The sequence below is a fragment of the Dapis brunnea BLCC-M229 genome (assembly GCF_050015995.1).
Classification (GTDB): Bacteria; Cyanobacteriota; Cyanobacteriia; order Cyanobacteriales; family Microcoleaceae; genus Trichodesmium.
The window spans coordinates 170-12268 of the sequence record NZ_JBNHEP010000007.1 but is presented as its reverse complement, the minus strand read 5'-3'; the positions used below and the strand labels follow the sequence as shown (position 1 = coordinate 12268).

Genomic DNA, 12099 nt, shown 5'->3' with positions numbered 1-12099 from the left:
AAAATTATAACGCTACTTTTCCTTTTCCATCGCCTGATATTACAGTAGATGGAGTAGTAGGTCCTGAAACCTGGAAAGCGTTAGGTGATGCTATCTTCAAATACACCTATTAAAACTTCAACACTCTTGTTGCTACATCTCTAGATATGACTGCAACAAGAATGTACAAACTCTTGGAGTAAACTCCTGGGGTGACTGACGCCAAATCGCTCTAATTTTTCATACTCATCTATCCTAAATACAGGAGAATTAACAATGACATTAAGTATTTCAAGTTCTTTATCTTTACCAGTTTTACGCAACGGAAGCAACGGTTATGATGTGACTCTGGTACAACGCCTTCTCAATAATGCTGGCTATGGTTCTTTAGTGGAAGATGGTATCTTTGGTGTTAGCACTGATGCCGCAGTTAAGCAGTTCCAAAAAGACCGAAATTTAATAGTGGATGGTATAGTTGGTTCTCAAACTTGGGGAGCTTTACTGCCTCCTACTATTGGTCGGGGTAGCAGCGGTGATGATGTTAAACGTCTGCAAATTACCATGAATGAAACGAACTATGGAACTCTAGTTGTAGACGGTATTTTTGGTTCAAACACTGAAGCATATGTCAAGGCATTCCAAACAGAGATGTCCTTAGAAGTTGATGGCATTGTCGGTCCTTTAACTTGGTATGCTCTGATGAGCATTATGATTCAAGACTAACGATTTTTAGGTTGTATTATCCAAGTGTGGGAGTTCACCGCTCCCACTGAGGACTTCAGTTATTCTCGCCTATCTTAATACAATAGAAAATATTCTAGCGCATTTTAAACCGCTATTAATACTGTGTTCAACACCAGCTCATTACCTAGTTCTTAAGAGTTCTCTACGGTTTTATTCGAGAGAAGTAAGGCCGTCGGAGACACAGGCGAGACCGACGCAGAGCAACCGAATTTGCATTTGAAACTTGCAGTAATGGTACTTAGACATTTTTTTGTAGGAAAAATGCGTCAAACTAAGTCTAGACAAGGAAATTACGTCAAAACCTTAAAAATGGCTAGAACCCTTGATAATTCAGGATTTATGTATTTTTGACGTAAAAGCCTCTGCCTATGTATATTTGAGCCTATTTTCTGCCTTTATTTTGTGTAAGTCCCAGTAAGTTAAGTTATGAATAAAGTTGTCAAATTCTACAATCAAAGAACTTAGAAAACATGACAGACGTAATAAAAGTATTACTTAATTTGCAAATACCAACCATGCTAATTGTGGCAGGACTATTGATTATTATTTTAGGATTTGTTACAAAAATAGGTGGTATAATTGAGGTTTCACGAGAACAAAAAAAATTTACTATTCCTATAGGGTTATTTATTCTAGTGCTTGGTATCGTTCTTAACTTTGCATCATCTCCAACTCCTCCAACTCCTCCAACTCCTCCAACTCCTCGAACTCCAACTACAGGTGAAAAACCACCTCTTGATAATTCTAATATTGAACCTACAGTTATATATAATATGAATGAAATAGATAGCAAGAATAGTTATGCTGACATAAAAATAGGTAATCAAAATATTAGTGGTACTTTTATTGTCGAAAGATTAACTCTTAATTGGGATTACTCAAGATGTCCCCAATTAACTAATGAACCTGAGCTCGGTGCTGCGATGATGAAAGAGTTTGAATACACTGCTAGTTTAACTCAAAAATCTGACTCTAAAGTTTTAGATGATCGGGAATTCAAATATCTTCCTAATGATGTAGATCAATTTAGTATTTTTATAAACCATAGTAAAAATGGGATCTACACAGTTTGGTTTGATTTTGACTACTACTTGTTTGGAAATGAAGATACAAAAAATAAGAAGACAGAAGCTCAGGTTATTTCGTATTGTAACAGTTAGTAACAACTTCGGATATTAACAAATGTAGTTAATTAAGTTATAAAACCTAAATTAGACTGAAAACCTAAAATAAATTTCAGTATCAATAAACGCTCCGTTTTGGCGTAAAACTAGAGTAACTGTAATTAAGTGCCAAGTTCTCTGCGATCAAAAATATTTGAGTCTTAGATAATATTACACTTACTTTTTGTCCAATAATAATACAATCCAACTAACTAGGAAATATAAATGGCTACCATGAGATTATCAGCAGGTGATATAGCAATTGTCGGCTTCAACTTTGACAACACTGACGAATTTGCCTTTACATCATTAGTAGATATTGCTGCAGGGACACAAATCAATTTTACCGATAACGGTTGGCAAGCCGATCGTACTTTCAGAGCTACTGAAGGAACTTTTACTTGGACAGCAGCTACAGATATTGCTGCGGGAACAATAATTAATCCTACTGTTAGTAGTATTTTATTCTCGGCTGCTGGCGACCAAATTCTTGCTTATCAAGGAGATAGTAGCAGCCCAAACTTTCTTTATGCTCTCAATAGTGAAGGTAATCCTGGAATATGGCAGTCTGACTCAACCAGCTCTAATACATCTGCCCTGCCAACAGGTTTAGTCAATGGTGAAACAGCAGTAGCTGTAAACGAATTTGACAATGCTATTTATACAGGTATCACTTCTGGTACCCAAGCAGAATTACTGGCAGCCATCAGCGATAGCTCTAATTGGTTGGGAAGCAATAGCTCCAGACAGACAATGCCAACAAACCCTTTCACAGTAATTAGTGAAGATATTGATTCTCCAGTCTCTACACCTGAACCAACTGCTATTTTTAGTTTATTAGCTTTGGGTGTTGCGGTTATTAGTGGTGCTTTGAAACAAAGACAATATAAATAAACATTTGATCAAATAATAGGGGTGTTCTATGGAGCATCCCTAATATGTTGACACTCCACGGACTGAAAGTCGCGTGGATTCTTAAGCGGAACAAATTTGCCGGACTTTCCTCACGTCAAATTTAACCCTTAATGGCATAGCCAAGGATGCCTCTAGCCTGTCCGGGATAAACCCATTCAGGTTGCTTTTGATTCCAATATTTGCTGCACCATTGGAGTCAGCATTTATCAATTTTCCTTCTCTAGTCTTGTACAAACCACGCTTAACTCGTTTACCACTGAAACTATATTCAGTTGGATTATCAGCATTATACACAGGTATTAAATCACCATCTAAAAAGCTAGCTTTAGATGTATAAGATTCTTCCTGTTCACTGTAAGTTAACCCGTATCTATCACACATAGCTTTTAGTTTCATTCTCAAACTATGGTGTGGTATCTGTACAAACTTTTGGTTAGTTTTTTTGCCTAAATTAATATTTTGCTTCATACTATAATTCACACCCACAACTAGAGTAGATATCCTATTTTTACGACACCAGTTGATTAAGTACCTAGTTGCTTTATTTAGGTAATCTCTAACTTTATTATTCCGATTTACCGTAATGCTAATTTGTTTTTTGGTTAAACCTTTAATACCCTGCTTATCCTTTATAGATTGCAATCTAGAATTTTCTTTGTTGTACCACTGGTTGATTGATTTAAGTTTTCTACCGTCTAAAATAAACGATGACCCAGTATTTGATACACAAGTAGCTAAATTGTCTAAACCTAAGTCTATTGCTAGGACATTATTAGTTTTTACTGTTGGTTGTCGCTCCGACTCCGTAATAAATTCTACTTCAAAAAACTGGGCATCAAATCTAGGAATTATTCTAACTTCCTTAAGATTTTTATCTGCCAATCTTTCAGGAAAAGGTATTTTTACTGCACCATATTCAGCCTTGAATTTCCTAGACATTGGAATATTAAAATATCCATCCTTTACCCTAATTCGAGGTATTATTAAAGGGAAGTAACCCTCTTTTTTGAGGTATCTAGGCATTCGTATTTGTTCAAACCGATATAGACTTTCTTTGGCCTTCTGAATTAAGTTGAAAAATGACTTAAAAGACCTGTCAACAACTTTCAAGATTTGCTGTGCAATATCGGTTTGAAGTAACTGATAATTTTCATTTTCTTTGCAGTAATGATAGTTGGATTCATACCTTAGATATCCGCCCTCAGAAAAATAGAATTGTCGCACAGAATACAGGCCGACATTGTACATATTTTTAGATAATCTGCACAATTGTCTTAATGCTTTAAATTCGGTGCTAGACAAATTTCTAATTTTGTTCTTTTGAGTTAGGTACATACAATAGTTTTCGCTGTATAATATCTATATTAGCGAAAGAATCTCGAAATGTCAATATGACTATGGGTTAAAACCCATCGGATCGCTTCCATCCCGCCGTTAAAACTGGCGGGTTTCCCACTTACCGACTTTTTGCGATGATTTTCTTCATTTTGGCGTAAAACTATAGTGACTGTAATTAGAGAGACTGTGCCAAAACGGGAAAATTGTATATTGTGCATTTTTTTCCACGTCCAGAGGATGCAGCAGAATTTTTGTGATAACTTATGCACGTTTTTACTATTTATCCAGGATTGCACTGATAATAAAAATATAGCAATCTTGACTCGAAAAAGTTTTAGCCCCTATAGACTTAGGGGCTATTTTTTTCTGTTTTTCGATATTAGACTTTCTCTACCGTACGAAAAAAACTGTAGAAAATCGTAACAGCTTTTATCTTGATATTGGATTAACCAATATAGGCGCTCTCGGCACAGCTCACTATTCCCATCCTACGGAATGCTACGCAAACGGCAGTAAAGCACTCTGGGAATTTCTTTCTGATTATCTGAAGACTGCCATTGATATCCGCATTAATCACTAACTGCCGTAATGGCAGAATGTGACCCCTGAGTGCTAATCAATGTGTCAGAAAATTCACCTCCACCCACAATAAAAAGTTAATTGTGTAAGAAAATGCACGTCCACCCACAATCAAAAGTTAATTGTGATAACTCATGCACATTTTTACTATTCATCCAGGAATGCACTGATAATAAAAATATAGAGCAGGACTTACACAACGGCACTAAATATAGTTAGTTTATCTTGAATGATGACCAATTAATAAGCTATTTCTAGCGTTAATGCGTAAGTACTACTCAATTCAAAAACAAGGAGAAAATTATGTTTACTGGAACTCAAGCAACTAACACTCATCCTACTCTTGCCCTTGGTAGCCGTGGTGAAGATGTAGAATATCTACAAAGACGGTTAAATTTTCTTATATCTGCTTCCTTGGAAGTTGATGGAAGATTTGGTCCGGCAACAGAAAAAGCTGTGAAGAAATTCCAAGAATCTTCTGGTTTTTTAGATGACGAAATAGATGGAATTGTTGGTCCTCAAACTTGGAGAGAATTAGAATTGATCGATGTTTAGAGTTGAATTCACTAATCAAAACTAACAAAACCATAGCTATGGCTAAGGTAGCTATCAACAAACCATTTTTTTACCAGCATTCAGTATTTAGCTAAAATTCGGGGGTAAAAATCCCTATTATACGACTTGAAAACTGATTACTGATTGCTACAATCATCTTCAACTAAACTAAGGAATTTTCTCAAATGACTGTATCAACAATGCCTGTATTAAAAGAAGGAGATAGTGGAGATAGTGTTCGGTTTCTTGAACAATTGTTATCCTCAATCTATTGGTTCGGTTTGCAACAAGGTAGACCTGCTCTGATTACAACTGGCGTGAGATTTGATGCCCAATATGATAATCAAACCAAACAAATAGTAACTGAGTTTCAACAAAATTATAACGCTACTTTTCCTTTTCCATCGCCTGATATTACAGTAGATGGAGTGGTAGGTCCCCAAACCTGGAAAGCGTTAGGTGATGCTATCTTCAAATATACTTATTAAAACTATCGCTCTGACAGAAAGCATAAGGATTCCTCATCTAAAAGTGTTTTATTTTAGATGGGGGGGAAGCCTTAACTAAACTTCGTTATAGTTGAGGTACTTCACTCCTTTTTTATTTATTGTATGTGTTTGTGTGTGTTTTTTTTTTGCCCCTATATACTTAGGGGCTATTTTTTTTTCTGTTTTCCATATTAGACTTTCTCTATCTTGATTCCTTCATAATTAATATCATTGAAATTGTCATATTTTTCCTCAAGCTTCTTATTCAAAATGCCGTAAATATCAAGTTTTCTACGTTTTCCCTCAGCTTCTAATACTTCCACAAAATCCTCAACAAAAATATCTTCTCCAGAAGGGAAGTCGGTAGAGAAAGTGATTTTATATTTCATCTAAAACTCCAGTTGTGGTTGTTGCAAGTTGTCGTCATATATCATCAAGATCTTCATATCTGTATGACGATTAAAACTTTGAGCTTTTCTAATATTGCCTCCGTTTCTCTCCATAACTGCTGTAATGCCAGAATGTGACCCCTAACTGTTAATCAATGTGTAAGAAAATGCACGTCCACCCACAATAAAAAGTTAATTGTGATAACTTATGCACATTTTTACTATTCATCCAGGAATGCACTGATAATAAAAATATAGAGCAGGACTTACACAACGGCACTAAATATAGTTAGTTTATCTTGAATGATGACCAATTAATAGGCTATTTCTAGCGTTAATGCGTAAGTCCTACTCAATTCAAAAAACAAGGAGAAAATTATGCTTGCTGGAACTCAAACAACTACTACTCGTCCTACTATATCCCTTGGTAGCACTGGTAAAGATGTGAAAGATTTACAAAAAGTTTTGAATGCCACTGTTGCTGATAATAGCTTAGTAGTTGATGGAATATTTGGTAATCTTACAAAGGAAGCTGTCATAGCTTTTCAAAAATACTATGGTTTAACTGCGGATGGAATTGTGGGTTCCCAAACTTGGGCAGTAGTAGATACAATTGTCCGCGCTACTCTGTATTTTGGTAGCACTAGAGAAGATGTAGAATATCTACAAAGACGGTTAAAAATGGTATTGGATTTGGTTCTTTGGTAGTTGATGGAATATTTGGTGTAGCAACAGAAGAAGCTGTGAAGAATTTCCAAAAATCCTCTGGTTTAACTGTAGATGGAATTGTTGGTCCCCAAACTTGGGAACGATTAGAATTGATCGATGTTTAGAGTTGAATTCACTAATCAAAACTAATCAGGACTTACGCTAGGGCGCTATACATAGCGTCTACTAATTTAGGCGATATAGCTGTCGCACTTGCTCCGCCTTTTCCTGACGGAATGCTCCGCAAACATGTCGGCGACAGCCGAAACGCCTCAATATTTCTGCCATTCTTAAAGGCGTAAAACTAGGGTAACTGTAATTAAGTGCCAACTGCCCTGTAATCACAAACTAGATAAGGAATTTACTCGATTTCAGTCTTCACTATTTATTAAAAATAGTTGATGAAAGGAATAGCATACTTTTCTAGGTAAGGAATTAAAAGTTTTGCCAAACAAGAATTATAAGATTAGTTGGCACTAAACATTAGGATTCTGGATAATATTGTATATGATAAGAAAAAATATCTCAACTAAATTCTCAATTTCTTTTCTTATAGGAATATTGGTACTTATTTCTACTGGTTGGTATTTTAAACATCATAAAAACACTGCTGAATTCTTACCAACTCCTGAAGCCGTACCAACTCCTGAAGCCTTAAAGGAGGTAGGAGTAGGAAAAATATTATCAGAATCATCTCCTATTACATCACAAAGTCCAGCATCTCAAGCAGAGCCTATCCCTGATATGCCTGGAATTAGTCCAAGACAGACTCCAAGACTTGGTGCTGATGAATTGTCAAAAATAGCTTTAAAAAGAGCCTTTGATAATCTTTCAAGTGGATTTGTTCGTCTGAATAAACCACCTGAAAAAATGAAGGTAGGTGATACTGAAGAAGTTAAATTAAGAATCTCTCGAAATTTAGAATCTAATTTATCAGAGTATCTTGAATCGAACTCTGATACTGCTGAAATAATGATAAGCCACTTTATGAAGGCAACTTTAAAAAGTGAGGGTGAACACATTGAAGTAAAACCACTATATCCCGTAGATGGAAAGCAAGCCCTACCAGAAGCTGGTTCAGCTGAATGGGTTTGGAGTGTGACAGCAAAAGAAGCAGGTGAAGATATCACTCTTTATCTAGTGGTTTATGCTCGTTTTAATACTGATAATCAGTCACAAGAAAGTTTTCAGTTAAAGACTTATGAGTTAGACATAGATGTGACAGTTGAGCCTTATGCTTTTTGGAAAAAAAACTGGAAGTGGATAATAGAAAACATGGATAAAATAGGATTAGTAGGTACTGGGACTGTCTTTTTGTCTCAAAGTAAAAAGTTTTTAAACAAACTTGAAAAATCCCATAGGCCGGTAGATGTCGCGACGAATAATAATAAAGCCTCGGATCAGAAGTAATATACCTGTCGCTTTATGGCTTAAAAAAAATCCCTAAATATCTCGTTCTGTAAGAATTATAGCTATTACTAATTTAAACGCTGGTAATTATTTTCCTGTCTGGGTTTGATAGGAAACAAAACAAACTGACAAAATACTTAAAGGAAGATAAAAATATGAACATCAAAGCTATTGCTCTTGCATCTATTATTGGTTTATCTGTTCCTGCGATCGCAGATATTACCTGAAATTCTCATAGTGCTTCTGCAATGCCTACCGATTTTGTCCGTCCAACTGGAGCTTTCATGGATAATAGGGAAAATTCGGTTGTTTTGCTGAAATTAGATGAGTTCAGAAACTATACTTATGAAGCTAAATCTAGAAAAAGTGGTGCTTTTATAACTTTGAAAAATCCTGATATTAAAGGGAATAACAAAGGCTATACTTATACCTTTAAAAACGGAAATCACAAATATATTATTGCTCACCGCCCTAAAAATCCATCAATTATCCGCCTGACTGTTGTCAACCCACAAGGATATGTAATCTTGAACCGCTTGATGGAAAAGGTTGGTACTGATTCGGTTGTCAATTCAATTGTGGGAAACTATGAAAATCATTTGTATCATTCTGGTGGAAAAAACGATTGGCATTATGTGACTATTAGTCGGATCGATGATAACACACTTCAATGGAAAAATCGTCTTGGTATAACCTGGACACTTCACGCAACAAAACATAGAGAAATACTTAAAGTTGGGAAAGATTGTCCGTACTTTGATCATGGTCATACTACTGCTACAGTAATATGGGATGGAAATCAAGTTTTAGGAATACTTGGACCCTGGAATAAGCGATATGAGAGGTCTAACTAAATACTAAATAAATTAGGAATGAGAATTAAGATTAACTTGAAGCAATTGCTTCAAGTGCTAAAGGCTATATATGTGTCTTGGCGTAATTCCTGTTGGTATTAGGAGTCAGAAATCGACAGAAATAGAACAGTTCAACCCTGCATCTTCAGGTGTTGAAAACTTCACAGGAATAAATGTAAAACTGTACTCCTGACTCGTTGGACAAGGAACAACCTTAACTAACTCAATAGATTGTTCTTTACGATCGCCAGTCCCTGGTTTAAATTCAATTTGTCCTGTTACCCCCTCAAAGTTGAAATTTTTATCTGCTAATATCTTCTGAATTCCTAAGCGGGTAGGTTGTTGCCGAATCCCTTCAAGGAGAACCTGAGCTGCGTCATAGCTCAAAGCTGTACGGTTACTAACAGACCCTCCCCAAAGCTGCTCAGTGGTCTGAGAAAAATAGGATTTTGGATTGCTTAGGGGATGCCAGTTAACGGTGATCATCAGTTTTTCCAAGAGTTCTGGTTGAGAGAATTTCAGGGTTTTGGGACTGTAAATTGACGAATCACCAATTATCCAGTTTTGACCATCATTTTCTTCGATGATTTTCAGAGCATTAACTAGAGCATTAGTCACTTGCCCATCTGGGATGAGAACAATAGCTGATTTACCATATTTTCTGACTTTTTGGATAGCATTTTTAGCATTAAAATTAGGCTGAGAAATATCAAATAAATCAATAACATATCCTCCTTTTTCTGAGAGTTTTTGTTTAAAATGTTTTTTGTAATCACTAGAATAGGGACTAGCAGGATTATAAAAAATTGTAGCTCTATTTTGATTAATTTTATTCATCAAGACATCAACCATTGCTTCTGCTCGCAGATGATTAGTTGTGACAACTCGGAAGAAAAATGGTCTAGGTGGTTCTGTGAGTTCAGATGTGCTTGCACCAGGAGAAACTGATACTAATTGATTTCGGTTATATATATCTACAGTTGCCATCGTCATATCACTGGTCCAAGAAGCAATAACACCTAAAATATCTGACCGTTTGACCAGGGTTTGGGCAACCTTCTGCGCTTGAGTCTCTAAGTTAGCATCATTAGCAATGATAACTTTTAAACCTTTTCCATTCAAGCTTTTCAAGTCTAGAAAATTTGCATCTGGTAAAGTGAAATTAGAGGATTTTGCCTGATAAAATAAATTCAAGTTAGCTTCCATTTGCGCTTGAGCTACTCCCCGCAAGATTTCTTCAGCGAGTTCTACATTACTCACATTCCCCGTTTCATCTTGTAAAACTGGAACCACAACTGCAATAGTATAGTAATCAACACCCGTCGCTTCTAAAAGAGTATTATTGAGATAAATTAAAGTTTCTGGGTCTCTTCGTTCCGTCTTCCAACTTTGCTGAAGATTTTGAGCTGCCTCCTGATAACTTTTTTTGGTGACAAAACAATCATTCCACTTTTGCCGAATATGACTATTCCAAATAGGTAGAAAATGATTCAATGGTTTTTGGCATTGGGCAACTGCATCCACACCCCTTTGTTTGTCTCGTGGTTGAAATAGTTTTATCAGAATTTCCTCACCTTTACTGATGTTATCTCCAAGGGTTTCAGGTTGAGGATAAAACCAACGACAAATTCCCAAAACACCAACGGTCGTCAAGAAAAACAGAATTATGTGCTTGGGTTTTATTGGAGGTTCAGGTTCAGGTTCAGGTTCAGGTAGAGACCAATATAGTTCAGGTGTAGCAGGATTTTGGATGAGTACAGGCAGTCTAGATGCTCTTGGATAAAACAATTCATTGGGAATAGCAATTTCCAGTTGTTGCAAACGTCTCCGTGCTTTTCTAACGGAGGTGTGGAGAGGTTGCCCTTGAGTAAATTCTTCCAGGAAATATTTTAAAAAACGCCGTGCCACTAAATCCGGAACAGGTTCTCGCATCACAATCAAATGGGGAATATTAAAATCAGCTAAATATTCAGCAATACCCAGTCCATCACAGGAATTAAAAATTGCCAGCTTGACTCTAGGAGCATTTCTCCTCAAAGCTTCTCTCAAAAGATCGATTGATAAATTTAAGGCATGATCGACATGAATAGTCTGACCAGAACTGTGCCCAGCATAAAAAATAATATCCCAATTTCCGAGCCAAAGAGTATCAAATAGTTCTTGAGGAGTCAGAGAATTTGCTCTCCCTGGAATAGAGGTAATACTTGCTCCATGTATATTTAAGTTCTCAATCAGTTCCCGATCCTCTTGCAGTTTTAATCCTCCTTCATCGCTGCCAAAAATTGCTAGAATGTGAATCGGTTTCTCCAAGGTTTCTGTTGGTCGATTATGCTTAGATAAAAGGGAAAATTCTGCCTGGGGTAAAAAATATGATTTCTCAAATAAATCCCAACAATCCCAGGATAACTTACGCAGATAAGGATTTGATGTATCGATTATAACTCGTACTGATTCATTTGTAGTTCTGTATTGAAGTTCTCCTATAATTCGCGCTGTTATAGCTCCAAAGATAGGTTGCCCCAACCAATTTCTGACATTAGATTCTAGGGTTAGAGTGGCATTTTGACAGCCTTCTAAACTGGAGATGTTGGTAGTTTGCCCATCTGGTATATGTATCCCTCGTCGGTGTCCTCCCAACTCAATATAAATCTTTCTCCATTCATCATAAACTATAGGAAAATCTGGGTTAGGGGGCAATTGAGGACACTTGCGTTCTGTGGCAATGATACTACCATCTTGCCAAAACTCCAGGGAAACAGGAAAACCTAATTCAAAACTGCCTTCTTCGATTTTGATAACAACTTGTCTATGCATTATTATTAATTTATTGCTTTGGTTTTAATATTATATTCATTTCAATAGACATCTCCAAAAATTTGCTCTTTGTAGGTTGGGTTGAGGATACGAAACCCAACACTGAATCTCAATGCCACAAAGATATTATATTGTCAAACCTTTTGTTTGTTTGTAGTAGGGT

At 36.3% G+C, this 12099-nt stretch carries 13 protein-coding genes; 9 read left to right on the top strand and 4 right to left on the bottom strand.

The features are described 5' to 3' along the window. The first annotated feature begins 255 nt into the window (after nt 1–255). The 3 genes from ACP6PM_RS00900 (at nt 256) to ACP6PM_RS00890 (ending at nt 2780) form a co-directional block, all read left to right on the top strand. Nucleotides 256–702: a peptidoglycan-binding domain-containing protein gene (locus tag ACP6PM_RS00900; protein ID WP_426580982.1), complete on the top strand. Its 447-nt coding sequence runs from the start codon at nt 256–258 to the stop codon at nt 700–702. Between the two features lie 491 nt (nt 703–1193). Next, nucleotides 1194–1883, top strand: a complete 690-nt coding sequence (locus tag ACP6PM_RS00895) for a hypothetical protein (protein ID WP_426580981.1) — start codon at nt 1194–1196, stop codon at nt 1881–1883. Between the two features lie 228 nt (nt 1884–2111). After that, nucleotides 2112–2780, top strand: a complete 669-nt coding sequence (locus tag ACP6PM_RS00890) for a hypothetical protein (RefSeq protein ID WP_426580979.1) — start codon at nt 2112–2114, stop codon at nt 2778–2780. 81 nt (nt 2781–2861) lie between these two features. Here ACP6PM_RS00890 and ACP6PM_RS00885 read toward each other — a convergent pair whose 3' ends face one another. Beyond that, entirely contained in the window at nt 2862–4136 is a 1275-nt protein-coding gene (locus ACP6PM_RS00885; RefSeq protein ID WP_426580977.1) for an RNA-guided endonuclease InsQ/TnpB family protein, read from the bottom strand. Nucleotides 4137–4165: 29 nt separating this feature from the next. Continuing rightward, the gene (locus tag ACP6PM_RS00880) at nt 4166–4357 is read right to left on the bottom strand and encodes a hypothetical protein (RefSeq protein ID WP_426580975.1); all 192 of its coding nucleotides are present in this window, start codon (nt 4355–4357) and stop codon (nt 4166–4168) included. 664 nt (nt 4358–5021) lie between these two features. On the opposite strand from ACP6PM_RS00880, the gene ACP6PM_RS00875 reads away from it, so the two are divergent. Further along, nucleotides 5022–5273 carry a peptidoglycan-binding domain-containing protein gene (locus ACP6PM_RS00875; RefSeq protein ID WP_426580973.1) on the top strand — a complete coding sequence of 84 codons (252 nt, stop codon included), beginning with the start codon at nt 5022–5024 and terminating at the stop codon, nt 5271–5273. 185 nt (nt 5274–5458) lie between these two features. Next, on the top strand, nt 5459–5761 hold the full coding sequence (locus ACP6PM_RS00870; RefSeq protein WP_426580971.1) for a peptidoglycan-binding domain-containing protein: 303 nt from the start codon (nt 5459–5461) through the stop codon (nt 5759–5761). Nucleotides 5762–5952: 191 nt separating this feature from the next. Here the strand turns inward: ACP6PM_RS00870 and ACP6PM_RS00865 are convergent, their stop codons facing one another. Then, on the bottom strand, nt 5953–6150 hold the full coding sequence (locus ACP6PM_RS00865) for a hypothetical protein (protein ID WP_426580969.1): 198 nt from the start codon (nt 6148–6150) through the stop codon (nt 5953–5955). Nucleotides 6151–6528: 378 nt separating this feature from the next. Here ACP6PM_RS00865 and ACP6PM_RS00860 point away from each other — a divergent pair, with 378 nt between their 5' ends. The 4 genes from ACP6PM_RS00860 to ACP6PM_RS00845 all read left to right on the top strand — a co-directional run bounded on the left by ACP6PM_RS00860 (nt 6529) and on the right by ACP6PM_RS00845 (nt 9122). Further along, a complete protein-coding gene (locus ACP6PM_RS00860; RefSeq protein ID WP_426580967.1) occupies nt 6529–6858 on the top strand; it encodes a peptidoglycan-binding domain-containing protein in 330 nt (109 codons plus the stop codon). Further along, nucleotides 6852–6983, top strand: coding sequence for a peptidoglycan-binding domain-containing protein (locus ACP6PM_RS00855; RefSeq protein WP_426580965.1), 132 nt, complete (start codon nt 6852–6854; stop codon nt 6981–6983). The genes ACP6PM_RS00860 and ACP6PM_RS00855 overlap by 7 nt, the downstream gene beginning before the upstream one ends. 382 nt (nt 6984–7365) lie before the next feature. Then, on the top strand, nt 7366–8268 hold the full coding sequence (locus ACP6PM_RS00850; RefSeq protein ID WP_426580963.1) for a hypothetical protein: 903 nt from the start codon (nt 7366–7368) through the stop codon (nt 8266–8268). 248 nt (nt 8269–8516) lie between these two features. Further along, nucleotides 8517–9122 (top strand): hypothetical protein, encoded by a 606-nt coding sequence (locus ACP6PM_RS00845; RefSeq protein WP_426580962.1) that lies wholly within the window; start codon nt 8517–8519, stop codon nt 9120–9122. Between the two features lie 105 nt (nt 9123–9227). On the opposite strand, the gene ACP6PM_RS00840 is transcribed toward ACP6PM_RS00845, so the two are convergent. Further along, a complete protein-coding gene (locus ACP6PM_RS00840; protein WP_426580960.1) occupies nt 9228–11936 on the bottom strand; it encodes an ABC transporter substrate-binding protein in 2709 nt (902 codons plus the stop codon). Between the last annotated feature and the right edge of the window lie 163 nt (nt 11937–12099).

What these genes read in the sequence shown, in the direction of transcription:
- ACP6PM_RS00900 (WP_426580982.1), top strand. Translation starts at nt 256, where the DNA reads ATGACATTAAGTATTTCAAGTTCTTTATCTTTACCAGTTTTACGCAAC.
- ACP6PM_RS00895 (WP_426580981.1), top strand. Translation starts at nt 1,194, where the DNA reads ATGACAGACGTAATAAAAGTATTACTTAATTTGCAAATACCAACCATG.
- ACP6PM_RS00890 (WP_426580979.1), top strand. Translation starts at nt 2,112, where the DNA reads ATGGCTACCATGAGATTATCAGCAGGTGATATAGCAATTGTCGGCTTC.
- ACP6PM_RS00885 (WP_426580977.1), bottom strand. Translation starts at nt 4,136, where the DNA reads ATGTACCTAACTCAAAAGAACAAAATTAGAAATTTGTCTAGCACCGAA.
- ACP6PM_RS00880 (WP_426580975.1), bottom strand. Translation starts at nt 4,357, where the DNA reads ATGCACAATATACAATTTTCCCGTTTTGGCACAGTCTCTCTAATTACA.
- ACP6PM_RS00875 (WP_426580973.1), top strand. Translation starts at nt 5,022, where the DNA reads ATGTTTACTGGAACTCAAGCAACTAACACTCATCCTACTCTTGCCCTT.
- ACP6PM_RS00870 (WP_426580971.1), top strand. Translation starts at nt 5,459, where the DNA reads ATGACTGTATCAACAATGCCTGTATTAAAAGAAGGAGATAGTGGAGAT.
- ACP6PM_RS00865 (WP_426580969.1), bottom strand. Translation starts at nt 6,150, where the DNA reads ATGAAATATAAAATCACTTTCTCTACCGACTTCCCTTCTGGAGAAGAT.
- ACP6PM_RS00860 (WP_426580967.1), top strand. Translation starts at nt 6,529, where the DNA reads ATGCTTGCTGGAACTCAAACAACTACTACTCGTCCTACTATATCCCTT.
- ACP6PM_RS00850 (WP_426580963.1), top strand. Translation starts at nt 7,366, where the DNA reads ATGATAAGAAAAAATATCTCAACTAAATTCTCAATTTCTTTTCTTATA.
- ACP6PM_RS00845 (WP_426580962.1), top strand. Translation starts at nt 8,517, where the DNA reads ATGCCTACCGATTTTGTCCGTCCAACTGGAGCTTTCATGGATAATAGG.
- ACP6PM_RS00840 (WP_426580960.1), bottom strand. Translation starts at nt 11,936, where the DNA reads ATGCATAGACAAGTTGTTATCAAAATCGAAGAAGGCAGTTTTGAATTA.